General features: G+C 32.2%; 16 protein-coding genes and 1 pseudogene. 3 read left to right on the forward strand and 14 right to left on the reverse strand.

What is annotated here, in order from left to right; translation table 11 throughout:
- Positions 1-445: 445 nt before the first annotated feature.
- The 12 genes and pseudogenes from V5E38_RS09105 to V5E38_RS09160 form a co-directional block, all read right to left on the reverse strand.
- The gene (locus tag V5E38_RS09105; RefSeq protein ID WP_499213016.1) at positions 446-2,677 is read right to left on the reverse strand and encodes a transglutaminase TgpA family protein; all 2,232 of its coding nucleotides are present in this window, start codon (positions 2,675-2,677) and stop codon (positions 446-448) included.
- Entirely contained in the window at positions 2,674-3,891 is a 1,218-nt protein-coding gene (locus V5E38_RS09110; RefSeq protein ID WP_499213017.1) for a DUF58 domain-containing protein, read from the reverse strand. The genes V5E38_RS09105 and V5E38_RS09110 overlap by 4 nt, the downstream gene beginning before the upstream one ends.
- A complete protein-coding gene (locus V5E38_RS09115; RefSeq protein ID WP_499213018.1) occupies positions 3,891-4,850 on the reverse strand; it encodes an AAA family ATPase in 960 nt (319 codons plus the stop codon). The genes V5E38_RS09110 and V5E38_RS09115 overlap by 1 nt, the downstream gene beginning before the upstream one ends.
- A gap of 892 nt (positions 4,851-5,742) precedes the next feature.
- Positions 5,743-6,654: a PstA family ABC transporter permease gene (gene pstA / locus V5E38_RS09120; protein WP_499213019.1), complete on the reverse strand. Its 912-nt coding sequence runs from the start codon at positions 6,652-6,654 to the stop codon at positions 5,743-5,745.
- Positions 6,651-7,550 (reverse strand): PstC family ABC transporter permease, encoded by a 900-nt coding sequence (gene pstC / locus V5E38_RS09125; RefSeq protein ID WP_499213020.1) that lies wholly within the window; start codon positions 7,548-7,550, stop codon positions 6,651-6,653. Before pstC ends, pstA (V5E38_RS09120) begins: the two co-directional genes overlap by 4 nt.
- A gap of 87 nt (positions 7,551-7,637) precedes the next feature.
- Complete coding sequence (locus tag V5E38_RS09130; protein ID WP_499213021.1) at positions 7,638-8,522, reverse strand: type 2 periplasmic-binding domain-containing protein; 885 nt, start codon at positions 8,520-8,522, stop codon at positions 7,638-7,640.
- 191 nt (positions 8,523-8,713) lie between these two features.
- The gene (gene phoU / locus V5E38_RS09135; protein WP_499213022.1) at positions 8,714-9,367 is read right to left on the reverse strand and encodes a phosphate signaling complex PhoU family protein; all 654 of its coding nucleotides are present in this window, start codon (positions 9,365-9,367) and stop codon (positions 8,714-8,716) included.
- Between the two features lie 25 nt (positions 9,368-9,392).
- Positions 9,393-10,202, reverse strand: coding sequence for a phosphate ABC transporter ATP-binding protein (gene pstB / locus V5E38_RS09140; RefSeq protein WP_499213552.1), 810 nt, complete (start codon positions 10,200-10,202; stop codon positions 9,393-9,395).
- Between the two features lie 608 nt (positions 10,203-10,810).
- Positions 10,811-11,914, reverse strand: coding sequence for a GerAB/ArcD/ProY family transporter (locus tag V5E38_RS09145; protein ID WP_499213023.1), 1,104 nt, complete (start codon positions 11,912-11,914; stop codon positions 10,811-10,813).
- Positions 11,915-12,417: 503 nt separating this feature from the next.
- On the reverse strand, positions 12,418-12,636 hold the full coding sequence (locus V5E38_RS09150; protein WP_499213024.1) for a response regulator: 219 nt from the start codon (positions 12,634-12,636) through the stop codon (positions 12,418-12,420).
- A 1-nt stretch (position 12,637) separates the two neighbouring features.
- Positions 12,638-12,712 (reverse strand): annotated as a pseudogene (locus V5E38_RS09155) (hypothetical protein); the annotation flags it as partial.
- Positions 12,713-12,919: 207 nt separating this feature from the next.
- Positions 12,920-13,390 (reverse strand): hypothetical protein, encoded by a 471-nt coding sequence (locus V5E38_RS09160; protein ID WP_499213025.1) that lies wholly within the window; start codon positions 13,388-13,390, stop codon positions 12,920-12,922.
- A 311-nt stretch (positions 13,391-13,701) separates the two neighbouring features.
- On the opposite strand from V5E38_RS09160, the gene V5E38_RS09165 reads away from it, so the two are divergent.
- The 3 genes from V5E38_RS09165 (at position 13,702) to V5E38_RS09175 (ending at position 15,766) form a co-directional block, all read left to right on the forward strand.
- Positions 13,702-13,878 (forward strand): hypothetical protein, encoded by a 177-nt coding sequence (locus V5E38_RS09165; RefSeq protein ID WP_499213026.1) that lies wholly within the window; start codon positions 13,702-13,704, stop codon positions 13,876-13,878.
- A gap of 314 nt (positions 13,879-14,192) precedes the next feature.
- Complete coding sequence (locus V5E38_RS09170; RefSeq protein ID WP_499213027.1) at positions 14,193-14,894, forward strand: FHA domain-containing protein; 702 nt, start codon at positions 14,193-14,195, stop codon at positions 14,892-14,894.
- Positions 14,895-15,595: 701 nt separating this feature from the next.
- Positions 15,596-15,766: an HAD family hydrolase gene (locus V5E38_RS09175; protein WP_499213553.1), complete on the forward strand. Its 171-nt coding sequence runs from the start codon at positions 15,596-15,598 to the stop codon at positions 15,764-15,766.
- A gap of 567 nt (positions 15,767-16,333) precedes the next feature.
- Here V5E38_RS09175 and pstA (V5E38_RS09180) read toward each other — a convergent pair.
- Together pstA (V5E38_RS09180) and V5E38_RS09185 are read right to left on the reverse strand one after the other, a co-directional pair.
- Positions 16,334-17,239 carry a PstA family ABC transporter permease gene (pstA, locus tag V5E38_RS09180; RefSeq protein ID WP_499213028.1) on the reverse strand — a complete coding sequence of 302 codons (906 nt, stop codon included), beginning with the start codon at positions 17,237-17,239 and terminating at the stop codon, positions 16,334-16,336.
- 67 nt (positions 17,240-17,306) lie between these two features.
- Positions 17,307-18,026, reverse strand: a complete 720-nt coding sequence (locus V5E38_RS09185; RefSeq protein WP_499213029.1) for a hypothetical protein — start codon at positions 18,024-18,026, stop codon at positions 17,307-17,309.
- Positions 18,027-18,163 lie beyond the last annotated feature (137 nt).

Below are 18,163 nucleotides of genomic sequence, written 5' to 3' on the forward strand. Positions count from 1 at the left end.
AATGTAACAATTTAATGCAAATTAGACTACACTCTTTTTACAAGTTTTTTACAAGCTCTTTGCAACAGTATAAAAAATATTCAGTTAACCAATATAAAAAAGGGACTGATTTTTCTTGCTTATTAGGGTTTCGTAAATTTGGCATCATATAAAAAAATACTATAGGTCTAAGTCCCGCTTCAATTTCTAGAAAATTATCATTAATAAGTTCTCTTTTTGATTATTTAGTAAATGCCGCTGATAAATTTTTAACTTAATTAGTTCAATTTAATTGAGTTCAATACTAACAACATTCGTTATAAATAAAAAAGTCGACTTCCGTGTTCGGAAATAGACCTTTTAATGTAAGCTTTTATTCAACTATCACATGCGATTGATGAGTAAGAAATTCAGAAATTATACCCTCTTTCTTTTGAGCCAAACTTATTACATAACCTACAGTTTTTTAGATCGCCCTTTTCATTAAATTCTTCCATAATTTTAGGCATCTCTGCCAATTATCTTCCTGGCTAACTTGTTGATACAAGTATTGCTCATAATATATGGTTAATTCGGTCATTTCGCATGAAGTAAAAAGAGAATCAATATATTTTGCGTAATTTCTAAGTGTTTCGTTTTCGTTACGCTTTAATCCATAACGAGCTAATTGACGTAATAAAGTAAGGTAAGCTGATTCTAGTCTATCGTCTTTTTTACTAAAACTGTAAAGTAACATGAAAAAGTAAGGAAGCCATTTTCTACGATTTAGATAAATGATACCTATAACAGCAAGAATCAGTCCTAGAGAAAGAAAAATCTCTTTCGAACCACTTATAATTGACTGTTTAATCTTATACCAGAGATTAGAAAAGTAATTTGTTTTTTCAGTTTTCTTTGTTTCTTTACCATTTACTTTATTTACTTCTTTAAGTTCAGGCATCGCTTTATTTTTAATTACATTTGTAGGTAAATCTTGCTGTTGAGTGGTAGATAAATTTTCATTGCTGTTATTGATATTTAGTTCATTTGAAAAGCCTTTAGTAGGTTCAAATGCCACCCAGCCTTGATTTGGTAAAAATACCTCAACCCATGAGTGAGCATCGTTAGCATTCACTTCGTAAATTTGTTTTGATGAGTCTTCTTTACTGTTTCTAACAAATTTACCGTCTGAGAATCCTTTAACCCAACGTGTTGGTATCCCTAGCGTTCTAAGCATTACTGCCATCGATGTGGAAAAATTATTACAATAACCACTTTTCGTGTCAAATAAAAATTGGTCCACATAATCAACATTTTTACCTGGAAAAGCAACATCCTTTTGAGTATAAATGTATTCATTCCTTTCAAAGTAATTCTCTATTGCTTTCGCTTTGTCATACCAATTTGTTTTTCCTATTGTTATATGCTGAGCCAACTCACCTATTCGCTTAGGTAAATTTGCTGGTAATTGAGTATATTTTTGGTAAAAGTCAGCATCGATCAAATTTGAATCAAGTTTTACTGTTTTGATTAAATCTTTTGCTTTATATCTAGGTATTTCATATTCTACTTCAAAACTGGTTGGAATTTCTGGAATGCTATCTTTATTGAAATAGCTAATTCTGTCAATAGTTGTGTCAACTTTAAAAACATTTCGATCTGGTTCAAAAGGTAGAATTTTTACTACTTTATTAATTCCTTCAGGATACATAATATAGTTATACTGATAGTTATCATAAATTGTGATCCTTGCTGTTTCAATATTGGTCTCAATCGCATCTGGATAAGTATTTAACATTACAAAATCTTCTTTTTTTATAGGACGCTGCGCCGATGCTGAAGCAACCCAACCTCGACCTGTATAGGTGTCTTTAGTCTCCATTTTCCAATATATACTTTGGTTTGATTCATATTGAAAAATCGGGTCATCATTACCTTTTACAGGCCCGCCTAGTCTTGCATCATCGGTATCGTACCCAACTGTATTTGTTCCTCCACCGGAACCAACATTGTCATCCTGGTTTGATACATGTAAAGACCAATTTGAGGAAATCCAGATTGGTGAAGGCTTAGGGGCAAAAAATCCAATTAGGACAAAAAGAGTAATCATACTAACGAGTGGAACCATCCATTTTTTTACATATTCTGAATAATAATTAACTCTTCCTTTATCCATTAGATTTTCAAAAGTTAATAAACCCATGGTTGTAAAGGCAAGTATTACTGTTCGAACAATGACAGGTTTGGCAACGTAGTCGGTAAGCGAATCTAAAAGAGTAATATATAAAACTGTCAAAAGGAATAAGAAAATGATCCAATTGCGGTTTAAAAAGAAATTGATGAAATAGACGATTATAGAAAGTGTAAGTAAGAATAATAATGTCTTGAATTCGTTAGTCAATTCATTAAAATGTCCATTTGTAAGCCAAATAATGTTCTGAACTATATATTTAATGAAAATTAATATCCATCGAAAATGAAAGAAACCTAAATCGTAATGGAACCGATTAATGAAGATTAAAACTAAGAATATGTTTATAATCCATTGAAGGATTCTTTTTAATTTAAAAAAAGATAATGTAAAAACTATAATCATGTATAACGTGAAGACTTTCATATGATACGTATTTGTTAAATGATCAATGGGCCTTATCCATTCCAATAACAATAAACAGCCATAAGAATACAACAAAAATAAGGTGAAATTACTTTTTTTCATCGTATATCTCCCCCTGTAAAGGCTGCATTAAAATTACCTTCACGTACAATGATTGTTCTCACCCCGTGTCCATTGGCGATTGAAATGAGTGATATTTCAGTTTCTGTTACGATCATAGACTCTGCCTTAATGACAAATATTGTAAATGAGCCTTTTCTATTTTTAATAAAACTAGCTTTTTCGACCAATTTTTTCGATAAATGAGTGGTTATTAAGATATAAGATACACTTTGTTGAATGAAACGAAGTTCTTTTTCTAAAACCATCTCAATTGGTGAAGTATTATTTGCCTCTATTTTCGCAAGGTGGTAAAAAAGATTTTGAAAATGTCCTTCTCCCCCTCTAATTGGAAAGCAATCTAGTTTTTTGTTATTTGTTAAAAGGCCAACCTGAATACCTTTTTTCAGGACAGTATGTAGAAAAGATGCAGTAAACGACACAATTGATTCAAAAAGTTCATTTTGAGCACAATCCATTATGACAAACAGATCATTAGATTGTAATTCTTCAAACTCTTTTGTCATCAACTCATTTCGTTTAGCGGAAGCTTTCCAATTAATCCAGGAAAACCTATCTCCAGACTGGTATTCTCTTATACCCACAGCCATTGATATATCCCGCTGAATATGATGACTATACATTGTCGAGCCTTGATTATTTTGATGCTCAAGTGGACGATAATAAAGATCCGAATACTGAGGATATACTACGAATCTATTAATAATAGTGAATTTTATTTTCGATTCGAAAATACCAAGAGGATCACCAACCTTTATTGTTAAGGAATTAAAAATGTACTCCCCTCGTGGTAATTTGTGAATCATATAATCAAAGGAACATTCTTTTTTAAAGCCAGTTAAAATCAGCTCCTTTGTAAATTTTTGTTCATCAGTAGTTTGTAAATTATTTGAGTAATTTTCTTCTATTAAAAAATAAAATACAGGAAAAAAATTTGACTTTTTCACGGTTAAAATAACTTTTATCGGATCACCGAGCTGGAAACCGTTTTTAGGAAGTTCTCTAGTCACTTTCAGATTTTCCAAAGGATAAAAAGATAATGCAACACAGTATAAGATAAATGGTATAAAACTATAGAATAAAAACCAACTTACAAATCCTCCTTGAAACAAAGCATTCAAAAACAGTACTGGTAATAGAAAATATAACAATAGATACTTCCTGACTTTTTTGAGGACACGTAATTGTATTTTCATTATAATTTCACTTTCCTTTTTACAGGTACAGAAATCTTTTTAACAATATTTTTAATAATTTTTTCTGCAGTATTTCCTTCAAATTTTGATTCTGAATTTAAAATAATTCGGTGGGACAATACAAATGGAGCTAGATATTGTATATCATCCGGTAAAACGTAATCACGCCCAGACATGAATGCATATGCTTGTCCCGCTTTCATAAGTGCGATTGAACCTCTTGGACTTGCACCCAAATAAACATTTCCGTCTAGTCTCGTACTATTAACAATACTCACAATATAATGCTTAATCGATTCATCGATAAAAACATTCTTCATTTCCTTTTGAAGCGATAGTAAACCATCAATGTCAATGACAGGTTTTAACTCTTCAATGGGAGGGATATTTTGCAACCTATTTAATATTTCTAGTTCTTCATCTATTGTCGGATATCCCATTGTCATCTTTAACAAAAATCGATCTAGCTGTGCTTCAGGAAGTGGATATGTACCTTCATATTCAATTGGATTTTGTGTCGCCATAACGAAAAAGGGCTTGGCTAGTTCATAGGTTATCCCATCAATTGTTATACTTGCTTCCTCCAAACCTTCTAATAGTGCAGACTGTGTTTTTGGAGATGTTCGGTTAATTTCATCAGCAAGGATAATATTTCCCATCAAAGGTCCTGGATGGAACTTAAACTCCATCTCTTTTGGATTATAAATTGAAACCCCTGTTACATCTGAAGGTAACAAGTCAGGGGTAAATTGAATTCTTCGGAAATTTGCATTAACGGATTTAGCAAGTGCTTTTACCATCATTGTTTTCCCAACACCCGGAACATCTTCCAATAAAACATGCCCTCCTGCAAGAAGGGCTACCAAACTAAGTTCGACTTCATTTCTTTTTCCAATCATTACATTTTCGATATTTGTAATGATATTTTTGATTTCAGGATGCACTTTTTCGATGACCACGTTTTTAATCCTCCTTAAAGTGTAGTAGTTTGTTAAAAAATAGCTTTTCATTTCATTGTTCGATTCCAATTAGGGATAATGTTCAAGGAGAATTAAAAAATAAATAGTTACTTTAAATTCTTCTTGGTTAATTGACTTATTCAATAAACCAATTGGAATAAATACAAATCGTTTGAATTGTAGGTGGTTAGAAACAAAATAATTACTAAACTTCGGTTTTACAATAAAAGGTTTTAAAAGTACAATTTTCATACTCCAATTAATGATCATGCTGACTATGGGGATCGTTATCTAAAGTATAGTATAATTTCAATAAAATTTCGATAATTTAAAATATTGACATGGGAAATAATTCCTATTTAATTGTTTTTCAAAAAGAATTTTAAAAGCAAGTATGTACTTGCTAAATATATCTTCCAACAACTTCGCACCATAATCTTATTTTGGGAAACACAATTTGCAGCGAATATATATTAGTTCCGTTCAATTTTAATAGTCCTCATTTGCAAAAAAATTTATTATCTTCAACTATCGCCACATGATATTTTAATAAGAAAAAACGTCCCTACTAATAGTAGGAACGTGTTGTTTAGAACGATCAACTAAAATTTTTTCAGAAGATGTTTTTTCCTTTTCTGCTGAGATTATTAAAAACATAGATCTTCGAGTTTTATCTTTCATTTCAGGTACACTCTAACATTTCATCAGTAGGAATAGGCACTTTGACTGCTCATACTTAAGTAACATATTTGAGTCGTTTTTGAAAAAATGGAACAGTACTTCAAGTTAACAAATTTGTGTCGCACTTTTCTTGCCCAATTCTTCCTCTTTTTTAATAAATCTTTCTGATACACTAAAATGCGTGATGAAAGTTATGAGAATTGTATCAAATTCACATTATTTCTTTTACTTTTACTTTTCTCTTAGTACCTGTGTACCTTCTATGTATAAAATTAGCAATTAATCGAGCTATTAAATTAAATAATAGGACCATAACGATCAACACTGCAGCTGACTTTGCAGCTATTTCTTTAGCATCTGGGACAATTCCTTCTGAATTCAGTTTCCAAATATGAACTGCCAATGTTTCTGCAGGACGAAAAAAATTAAATGGATTTATTTGGCTATTAATTGGAGCAGCTGAATTTAATACTGGTGTCGTTAGACCTGCTGTATAGATCAGTGCTGCTGCTTCACCAAATATTCTGCCAGCTGATAAAATAATCCCTGTTATAAGCTGTGGAATTGCTGTAGGAATACTAATTTTGACAATTGTTTGCCACTTTGTTGCCCCTAATCCAAGACTACCTTCTTTAATATTTTTAGGTACATCTAGTAGTGTTGTTTCTGATACGCGGGTAAGACTTGGTAAGTTTAAAATTGTAATTGCAAGAGCACCACCAAATAAAGAATAGCCCCAACCAGTCATCGTAACAAACACAAGTAATCCGAATAATCCAACTACAATGGAAGGCAATGAAGCTAAAGTTTCAATACAAAGTCTTACAAAATTAAGAAATTTCCCTGGCCTTGCATATTCAGCTAAATAAATTCCAGAGCCTAATCCTAGTGGTATAGAAATTGCTAATGTTAATACTAAAATATAAAATGAGTTAAATAATTGAGGACCAATTCCTCCCCCAGCTTGAGTGTTACTTGGCAATCCAAATAAAAAATTTGGATCCCAAAACCCCCAACCTTTTGAAATAATTTCCCATAATAGATAAATAAGTAATAAAACAACTAATAATGAGACGATATAGAAAATGGTTGTCCAGAGTTTATCAATACTTCGAGCATTCATAGTGCTTGTCCCCCCTTTCTTTTACCTATTAAACGAATAAGCAAAATAAATAAAAATGAAATGAATAGTAAAATCATTGCTAGCGACCATAATGCATTATTCCATGGTGTACCATTCATTGTATTTGCCATATCCATTGTTAAAATACCAGTCAATGTTACTGTCGGATCAAAAATACTTTTTGGGAATTGAAGTGTATTACCAATTACCATCTGAACTGCTAATGCTTCGCCAAAAGCTCTAGCTAAACCAAGTACTACACCGGTCAATACATTAATTGTAGCAGCAGGAACAATCGCTTTACTAATTGCCTGCCACCTCGTAGAACCTAATCCATAAGAAGCCTCTAAATAATCTTTTGGAACTGCTCTAATAGCATCAGATGCTATGCTTGCTATTGTCGGAAGAATCATGATACTTAATACAACAATTCCTGCAATTAAACTAAACCCAACTCCGCCAATATGATTACGAATTATTGGAACTAGAATTGATACACCTAGAAAACCATAAACAACTGAAGGAATGCCTACAAGTATTTCTAATACAGGTTTTAATATTTTATCTCCGAAGATCGGTGAAATATAATTCATAAATATTGCTAAGGCAATTGCGATTGGTGCAGCAATAATGACTGCCCCAATTGAAACGACGATTGACCCAGTAATAAATTTCAATGCTCCATAACTCGGGTTTTGTGCATCATTTGGTCTCCAATCAGGAGAAAATAACATTTCAAATAATGAAATATGACTTTTAGTAAATGATTGAATTCCTTTACCCACAATAAAAAAGATAATCATAATCGTAGTAAGTACCATTAAAATACCGCAGAATGTTACTAATGTTCTTCCTAAGTATTCATTTGCAAAGTAATTTTTTTTTCTTATTTTCATACATTACTCCTAATTAAAATTAAATTCCTAATAAAGGGTGTCTAATCAAACTTTAATTTGAATTAGAACACCCTTTTAGTTAGAGCATTATTTTAAATCGCCCATTTTGGACATCGGTATATAACCCATTTCTTCTACTTTCGCTGAAAATTCATTACCTTTAATAAAATCTATATAACTTTTAACTGGATCCTTTAAATCACCCTTTGTAATCATGTACTCATATGAGTAAAATGGATATTTTCCAGATGTTATATTATCAATTGAAGAATCATTTCCATCTATTTGAACTAGGGTTAGAGCATTCTTTTTATCTCCGACTAAATATGAATTTGCTAAATAAGAAATCGAACCAGGAGTACTATTAATCGCTTGCTCAACAGCTCCATTCGAATCTTGAACTGTGCCGACTGAATCGTTTATTTTAACATCACTCATCACCGTTTTTTCAAATGCTGCTCTTGTTCCAGAGGCAGCCGGACGATTTATAACGTTTATTTTCTCATCTTTGCCACCAACATCTTTCCAATTAGTAACTGTCCCTGAGAAAATATCTTGAATTTGTTTTGTCGTTAATGAAGTAACAGTAACTCCTTTATTTACGACAATCGAATAACCAATACCTGCGACTTTAGTTTCAACTAAATCCTTTGCAAGCGCAGGGTCACTAAGTTTTTCAGCAGCTGGTACATCAGAATTCCCAATTTGAACCGCTCCTGAACTTACTTGGTTTACTCCAGTTCCGCTACCTCCACCTTGAATAGTAATCGAAACACTAGGATTGTTACCCATGAACTCTGTAGCAGCTTCATCAGCTAAAGGCTGTAACGCTGTCGATCCAGCCGCTGTAATTGTACCGCTTAATTTTCCTCCGCCTTGCTTCTTTACTTCTTTATTTTTTTGAGTATTACATCCTACCAGCATGACTGCTACTATAACAAATGCAAAAATCAATTTAATATTACGTTTCATAAGATACCTCCAATGTTAAATTTGTTAACCTTCAAACTATTGCACTTTAAATTTACCTAAATAGTTTGTCTCGATAAAAATCTACTATGCAATCTAGATTCACTCTCTAAATTAATTTTGCCTATTCAAGATTTTAGAAATTAATTTAAGTAGTGCTTATGTAACTTTTCATAAATTTTAAAGTCTCATTTTTATTGGTTTAAGAAATAATGTTTACCTTTTACAAGATAATAAATATTCTCAGCTATATTTGTTGCATAATCTGCAATTCTTTCAAGATATCTGCAAATAAATGCCATTTGCATTAAATTTGTAACGTGATCAGGAGAATCTGCTATACAGTTCATTAAATATTGAACTGTTGCTCCATATAAATCATCTACTTGGTCATCGATTTCCCCTATTTCTTTAGCTGCATACAAGTCCTCGGTACGGTATGCATCTACAGCCCTAGTTAACATATCAATTCCAAGTTCATGCATTTTTTCAATATTTTCTAGTGGAAGATTTTCTTGTCGACTACGTATTCTAACTGTCGACTTTGCTATGTTTACAGCATAATCGGCAACTCTTTCAAGATCATGGGAAATTTTTATAGCTGTTAAATTCCTTCTTAAATCTACCGCTACAGGTTGCTGTCTAGTAATAATCACTACGATTAATTCATTTATTTCTTCCTCTAGTTTATTTATACGATGATCTTCATCTATAACTTCTAATGCTTTTTCAATATTTTCGGTTCTAAATGCATCCATACTTTTAATTACAGCCTTTTTCGTTTTCTCAGCTAATTCGATGATTAATTCTTGTAAGGTTCTTAAATCTTCTTCAAATTTATTTCTCATCAATGATCACCTTTTAATCCTTCCATTAACCGAAACGTCCAGTGATATAATCCTCAGTACGTTTATCTTTTGGTGTAGAAAATAATTTATTCGTATCAGAGTATTCAACTACTTCACCACTTAAGAAAAACGCAGTTCGATCTGATACACGAGCAGCCTGTTGCATATTGTGAGTAACGATAATAATACTGAATTCTTGTTTAAGCTCATGAATAAGCTCTTCTACTTTTAACGTAGAGATAGGATCTAATGCAGACGTGGGCTCATCCATTAAAATAACGTCTGGTTCAATTGCTAAACATCGTGCTATACATAAACGTTGTTGTTGACCTCCTGAAAGACCAAAAGCATTTTCATGGATACGATCCTTCACCTCTTCCCAAATCGCGGCGCCCTTTAAACTTTTTTCAACTATTTGATTTAGCTCTTTTTTATCTTTAATACCTTGGATTTTTGGGCCATAAGCTACATTTTCCCAAATCGATTTTGGAAACACATTTGGTTTTTGAAACACCATACCAACATGGGTTCGCAATTCTTCAACCGGATAATTTTTATCAAAAATATTTTGATCACGATATAATATACTTCCCTCAGTTCTAACAGTTGGTACTAATTCAACCATTCTATTTAAAGTTTTTAAATAGGTGGATTTACCACATCCACTTGGTCCGATGATTGCTGTTACTTCATTTTCATAAATACTTAAATTGATCTCTTTTAACGCCTTATCTTGACCATACCAAAGAGATAATTTCTGTGTATCATAAACAATTGATTTTTTAAATTCAGACTCATCTTGGACTTTTTCTTTTATATTTTGTTTTTCTTTCATCATTGTATTAGTCATTTATTTCGTTCTCCTTCCATTTTGAAGTTTAATCACTATTCTTAATCCAACACATAATTTTCAAATCGCCTCCAGTCCACTAAATGCGCCTTATTTTTAAAAACAACTTCCTCTTTGCTTCATGATTAACAAGCGGCAAATCTACAAACCTACAAATATAAGTTAGATTCCCCTATTAACGAAGTTTCATACTAGTTAGAATTGTAAAGAAAGACACTAATAGTTTTTACAGGAAACACAAAAAGGCAGCGTCAGATTAGAGCAAGCTGCCAATTTCAATATTAAAAAACCATCTTATATTTCCAGGAGCCCCAAATGCCTTTATTTCAATAGGCGTTTTAGATTAGTTTGGAAAGGGTAAAAAAGAGCGTCTACTCCCCCTTCACCCTATTGTAATTTCACTTTATAACTAAATATCGTGTATATTAAGCGACACGGTTCCTAGCCAATTTATTCTTTTATTAGAAAAGGGTAATGTTCCATTTCCCATTGACTCTTTTTACATTTAGAATTATTTAGTCCTAAAAAATACACCTCCAAATGTTAAACGGTGTCTAGCATTGGGGATGCACTTAAAATCCAGGGATTTTCTTTTATAAAGCTGGGTATTTTAGTTTCCTTTTTATTAGCACTATTATTATTAAACAAATTGGAATAATAATCTGAAGAGGTATTTGTAGTAAAAAGGGTACAACATCACTTGCTTGATTACGTAATGCAACATAATTCGTTGTCATCCACATTGAACAAACTAACATTATAACGGAAGTAGGATAAACTAATTGCTTACTTTCCTTAATGCCAAATAAATCTGCTGCTCCAGACACCGCACAATAGAAATAGATAGTAATCTTCACGAAATAATTACATACCGAAAACACTATAATAAAGGTATCCAATCTTTGAACAAAATCAGCAATACTAATATAACTTACAGCTGTAAGAAGTGGATAGATGGTTCTTTCTATTTCAGAAACACCCATTATGGAAGTATTTAACATTGAAAACAAAGTCAATATAAGCCCAGAAAATAGATATGATGTTATTCCTACTTTTACTACTTTCTTTTGTTTATTTAAATATGGCAAAATCATCGTAAATGTAAATATCTCACCAAAAGGAGTTGCAATTAATATCGGAGTTGCCTTTAACACTGGTTTCCATCCACTTTCTAATACAGGTCTTAAATTATTAATATTGATTAAGCCAGAAATAATTTCTAATCCAATAATGATAAAAATAAGAAACATTATAAATAAAAAAATAAATTCATTTCCACGTGCAAATACTTCAATTCCTTTATGACTTGCATATATGACTACAATCATCATTAATATTCCAATTGAAATATGTGATGAAGCATTGTAAAGAGTAATAATCATTAATTCCTCAAAATTACGCAAAACTCGTGCACCTATATAAATAAAATATATTATATAGATTAGTGCTAACAGTTTTCCAACATATTTACCTAAAATATATTGTATATATTGTGTAAATGGTACATCAGGAAAAAATGAATATAACTTTATATATACAAGAAATAATAGACACCCCACAATAAGTCCTAATAATAAACTCATCCATGAATCTTGCTTGGCTAAAGAATAGATTTCAATTGGTGGCGATGTACCATTAATAAACATAAAAATCATACATAATAACTGAAAACCATTTACTTTTAATTTACGATTCATTATAGTACCTTCATTTAATACTTCCTCTATTTTCTTTTTAAAAACATGTTTATTTTTACCATTTAGAATCTAAATTATGAAGTTTTACAAAAATAACCTGTATCGATAATGGATACAGGAACATTAATATACAAAAAAATCGACCAATTTGCCTCAAAATTCCTTTATCCAATCTTTTTTACAACTAAGAGAGACCGTTTGAACATTTACATTCGCTGAACATCAACACATAGTAGCTGAGCTTTTATCCTACCAAAAGTATCTCAAATATTAAAATTACAATTTCAAAAAGATTTTAATCCCCGTATCTCTATAAGCAACTTATTTTTTTAGTTAGATCATTTTATATAACATTTTGAAAAAAGTAATCAGTTTCAAATACCACTTACAGAAAGTTTTTTATTAAGTAATCTTTAAATTGATTATATTCATTCTGGTAAACTGGCCTTCCAATGGTTCCACTCGAAGACACCCTTGATCTGCCAACAATATTTGCCACTTCTTCAGTAGAAAACGTCCCATCCTTTAATTCTTGAAAATAACTCTAAGCCATGATTGCCCGGCATAAAAATATCAAAAAAGATAAGCTGTATATCTTCCTTTCCGTGCAAACGGATGGCCTCACCGACTGAATTGGCAATTGTAGCCAAACGGAACCCATCAATCTTAGAAAGGTATTGTTTATTTATTTCCGCCACCATAGGGTCGTTTTCAACAATCATTTCATTGCAGGAAAAAGGTATTCGTTAATACTCCTAAAAAAAGCGGAACAACCATCAGACCACCTAGAATTTTATAGAGTGTTCTATTTTATTGGTTATATTCATGCTAATGTACAGGCCGTTAATATTACTTAAAGTCACAATAAAAAAAGACAAGCATTTTCCCGTACTCATTTAATATGAAACGATTCAAAATCTTTGAAGCTAATTATATCTTCAACCACAACGATTATATGAAATGACAAATGAAAAAAACTCCTCAACAAGGCAAGGAGTTTTTTCTTCATTTATTTCGTTCCAGAAAATCTTTAACGCCTTCGAAATGATTCTTCATTTTTCCATCGATTTTATCAAGGATATAATGACCATCTTTTGCAAGAGGACTACTTGGTGTTTGATGTGCATCAATCGAGGCAATGTAGTGTGCCGAACTGATCTTCATTGATAATAAGTTGTGAATGTGATGCCCGACATCATAATTCACCCAATCGATTACATGATAGTAAACATTTTCTATGATCATGCGGACTGGGTATAGGAAAAGTTGATTCGTTGGAATCAGTAATCCTACTACACCTACTCCGAACCCAAAAAGTACCACTTTCATTCCTATTTCTTTGGTCGAAAGAGCGAACATGAATTTTGAATCAACAAACGATTGTCCATTATTCGTTTTCTCTTGAATGGGTTTGTGATGACCCTCGATCACTAATTTTTGTACATATGGATAATATGTTGCAAATCGTTTCATCATCTGGCATCCTCTCTTCCATATAACACAATTCATTCACTACGTGTCCCTCTATTAAACGATATGAAACAACTGGTAAAGTATTCTAACAAATGGATGTACAACGCAGTATCAATAAGAACGATTAGAATATTAAGGATTATTCCGCTGCAGTAGCTTCTCGACTGTTAAGTTATGATGGGAAAAATACAGAAAATCAATCTTTTCCATGATTCCTGGATAAACCTTAGTCTCCTCTCACCTACTCATTTCTTTACATGATTCTAAATAAATATATCGAAAAATTCTAATACTAATCTTAAGAGGTGATTTTAATGAGTAAATGGAATGAGCAAGCCGCAGCGAATAATAATTTGCCATCTAGCACAATACGAACTTCTGAGCTTATGTTAGGTAAGAATGCCGACCATGAATTTGCTGAAGACCTATCTGATGGCGGAGAAAGAAATAAAAATATTGAGACGCTAAATAAAAATCCTAAGCTGAAATAATTGTAAGTATGCCTCAATTAACAGAAAGAAGAGCTAATCGAATATCTGACGATTAGCTCTTTACAATTTACATTGACAAATGATCGCATTAATTAGTTCTTAACATTTTTAGGATTGAATAATGGTCTAATATTCAAATCAATTTAAAGTTTATTTTGTAATGAATTATAAGTACACTTTTAAAAGTTAATAATCTAGTTCCTCACTTTCCCTATAAGAAGACATAATAAATAATGAATTTTCTTTACAAATTAAATGCATATGATATACTCTTTTTTGGTTTAACTAGATTAGTTTTAAAAAGGAGTAACTTCATGAGTATTCAAAACGTGTATCTTTCTATTAAACAAGGAGAAACAGCCATAAATCAGAACAGAATTCCTATTTCCTTTAATGAAACATTGCTAGGGCGTACGTGGGGTGATGATTTCCCAGACGTTCCTTTTACAAGTCAATATATTTCAAGAAAACATGCTTTAATTACTTTAGATAAAGAAGAAAATTACACAATCATTGATCTCATGAGTAAACATGGAACACAAGTAAATCATATTTCTATAGAAAAAAATAAGCCATTTTTCCTTCGTGATGGCGATTGTATAAGTCTTGCAAGTGGTGCCGCTGTACTTATTTTTCATAATCTATCAGAGCAGAACCTTGGAGACACACTTGATATGCCATTAGTTTTAGATAAACACCTAAACGATTTCAATGGTTTAACTGTGAATGAAGTTAAGAGAGAGATTTTAATTGATGGCGTAAGAATCCATCTAACTAGTAAAGATACAGAATTATTTTTGTTGTTATATCAAAGAGCCAATAGCGCAGTTAGCTATAACGAAATTAAAATAAATGTTTGGCCTGAACGAATGACTAATGATATAGAACAGCCTGATGTAGGAAGAGAAGAAATTAATACCCTCTTATATAGATTACGTAAGAAATTAGGTAAATACGGTCAAAGAATTGTTTCTGTCCCTAGATATGGTTATATGTTTGAACTAGAGGATATGTAATAGGATTAAAGATATAAAAACGAATGCAAAAGCGTGTAAAATTTTAAAAATTCTACACGCTTTTTAGCAAATAATAGTATTTCCTTTATAATTAAAATAATGATATAGATTATAATAAATTAGCTCTTACTTTTTTCTCTAAAATTGTTAATTCAATATAAATTCCAATAAAAAAACACACTGATCCCACACAAAGAATTATTGCGCATACATATACAGGTAGAATTAACAGAATGTACCCTAATACAACTAATAATAAATAAAACATTACAATTCACCCTTTTTCACATTGATCAAAATTAAATCAAAATCATCTTTTAAAAAATTATGTACTCCTGTAAAGGTATTACTTCTTGCTTTCTTACTCAATATCACATTGATAACAAAACACTAACATTTTAAAATTAATAATATTTGTAGACTCACAGATCGATAGCAGGAAGATTGATGCAAATGGAAACAGTCAGAGTGAACAAAGAATTACTCCATCATCTGACTGCTAAAAACACTTGTAATGTTATTATCCATACAGCTAGACTTTACTCTAAGGAAACAAATGAAGAAATATCTGTTTGTTTAAAAAGGAAGCTGAAGTCATAAATTGGATTGACAGTTTTGAAATGGTTTGCTATTGAAGACTTACTTCATTCATATCGAATAAACCAAATGAAGTAGTATCTATAGGAGAAAGACTAAATGATATTGAAATGCTTCGTCATATTGGTATAGGTGTGGCTATGGGGAACGCTAGCGAAGAAGTTAAAGCAGCACCTGATTTTGTTTCAGGACATTCTGAAAGTGATGGATTAGCTGATTTTATAGAACGTTATCCTCTAATCAAAAGAAACATTTGCGATTTAGTGTTTTTTTAATAATATGAAAATGTAATTCTATCAATTACAGTCAATAGGAGTAAATTCTATATCAGAACAAAGGCTCAGAAAAAAATCTGTGCCTTTTTGCCTTTAATGTAGAATATCATCTAAACTTCAAACTGTCCTCAAAAGTGAAATTAATTAACCATAAAACTGTGTAATTTGTATCCCACTCTTGATTTATTACTTATTTCAAGCCTTTCCTTGTTGTTCATTCAAACGGTTTTACCTCGGTAACTTGATTTAGTCGTTATACCGAGTCTTCGTCTTGTCTAGATAAGTATATGAAGGAAACTGACTAAGTCAGCACCCAATGCGACTGTCCGTCCCACAAAAAGCTGACTTTAAGCAGCTTTAGCAGTAAATGATCTTCAACTAAAGCATTCGCTTATTGCATATGATTCATTAATTTTATGGTTATATACTTCTTTGGATAATCGTGTTGGAATACTTATAATTTTACCAGCTTCATACACCCGAAACGAAGAAAATAATTAAAGTGACGAATTACTATTAAATGTCATATTTATAAAATTCTGTTTCCATTTAAAATGTTCGGATAATTCACGTAATTGCTTTTACTTTTCTTTTAGAACCTGTGTATCTTCTATGAATAATATTAGCAATTAATCGAGCTAATAGATTAAATAATAGGACCATTACGATCAAAACTGCAGCCGACTTTGCAGCAATTTCTTTAGCGTCTGGGACAATACCTTCAGAATTCAGTTTCCAAATATGAACTGCTAATGTTTCTGCAGGCCGAAAAATATTAAATGGATTCATTTGACTATTAATTGGAGCTACCGAATTTAAAACTGGAGTTGTTAATCCTGCCGTATAGATTAACGCTGCTGCTTCTCCAAATATTCTGCCTGCTGATAGAATAATCCCAGTGATAAGTTGTGGAATTGCTGTTGGAATACTAATTTTAACAATTGTTTGCCATTTTATAGCCCCTAAACCAAAACTACCTTCTTTAATATTTTTCGGAACATCTAGAAGTGCAGTTTCTGATACACGGGTAAGACTTGGTAGATTTAATATTGTAATTGCAAGTGATCCCCCAATTAAAGAATAGCCCCAACCAGTCATTGTAACAAATACAAGTAAACCGAATAATCCAATTACAATAGAAGGTAAAGAAGCTAAAGTTTCTATACAAAGTCTTACAAAACTTAGAAATTTCCCTGGCTTTGCATATTCTGCCAAATAAATTCCTGATCCTAATCCTAGAGGTATAGAAATCACCAATGTTAATACTAAAATATAAAATGAATTAAATAATTGTGGGCCAATGCCACCCCCGGATTGCGTATTACTTGGTCTTCCAAATAAAAAATTTGGGTCCCAAAATCCCCATCCTTTTGAAATGATTTCCCATAGTAGATAAATAAGTAGTAAAACAATAATTAATGAAACAATATAGAGAATGATTGTCCATAATTTATCAATACTTCGAGCATTCATTATACTTGTTCCCCCTATCTTTTAACTGCTCCACCTTTTTTGTAATAAAAGAAATTATATGATCGAGTCAACTAAACCGGAAGTTGCTTATATCGATCGCAACGAACAGCATATCGCGAACTGGTTCCATATTGGGTCCGCGTAAATAAGCCCGGCGTTTCGTAGGATAACGAAAGCCTTCAACCTCGATGTAGTCGTCGATATATTGCGCCGCCGGAAAGCTACCTGCGACATCAACGTGATAGTCGTGTCTTCGCAGCTGTAAATCGGCGTCAAAATAGAAGTCCTGCTCCTTACTGTGACTAGCAATGTTATTGGGAAACCTTACACGCAATCCTCGCCAAGTCTCATTCCCTTCTTTCCAGGATGGGATTTCGGTGACCTCAAACCCCGGCATCATCATGAAAAAAGGTGTAGTCAGGTATGTCCACATTGCGTATCCATTGAAATAGGCTCGATGAAGTGGATTCCATGGTGTGTTCATCGTATGATTCGCAAACAAGGTTCTTGGATCGTCCTGCTCGCGAATGACTTCCCCGGACAAGGTTTCAATCGCAATACGATCGGGGCTGAAGGAAGTCCGCCAATCCGGTTGACCGAAGGGAGTGAGAGATGCGACTTCAGAGTGAAGCGCGACTGTCATCTCACGAGGATTAGAGTCTTGAACGAGCCCTTTCATTGCCCATAACCCACCACCGGTGACGATCGTGGCAGTTAATGAATTATATTTTTTCCAACGGTTTAACCCGCCATGCGCTTCTATTACTTGTACCAACAATTCGTTCATAAGCTCCTCTTTTCTTTTTTCACAATTAAATTTTACGCAATGCATATAGTCCGTCCTAAAATTAACTTCAATCAATTAAAACTGACTTTATCAATCCATATACATGTCGGTTTGTATTGAAGATACCTTATATGTTT

The organism is Rossellomorea sp. GAMAL-10_SWC, from assembly GCF_049568075.1.
Taxonomy (GTDB): Bacteria; Bacillota; Bacilli; order Bacillales; family Bacillaceae_G; genus Gottfriedia.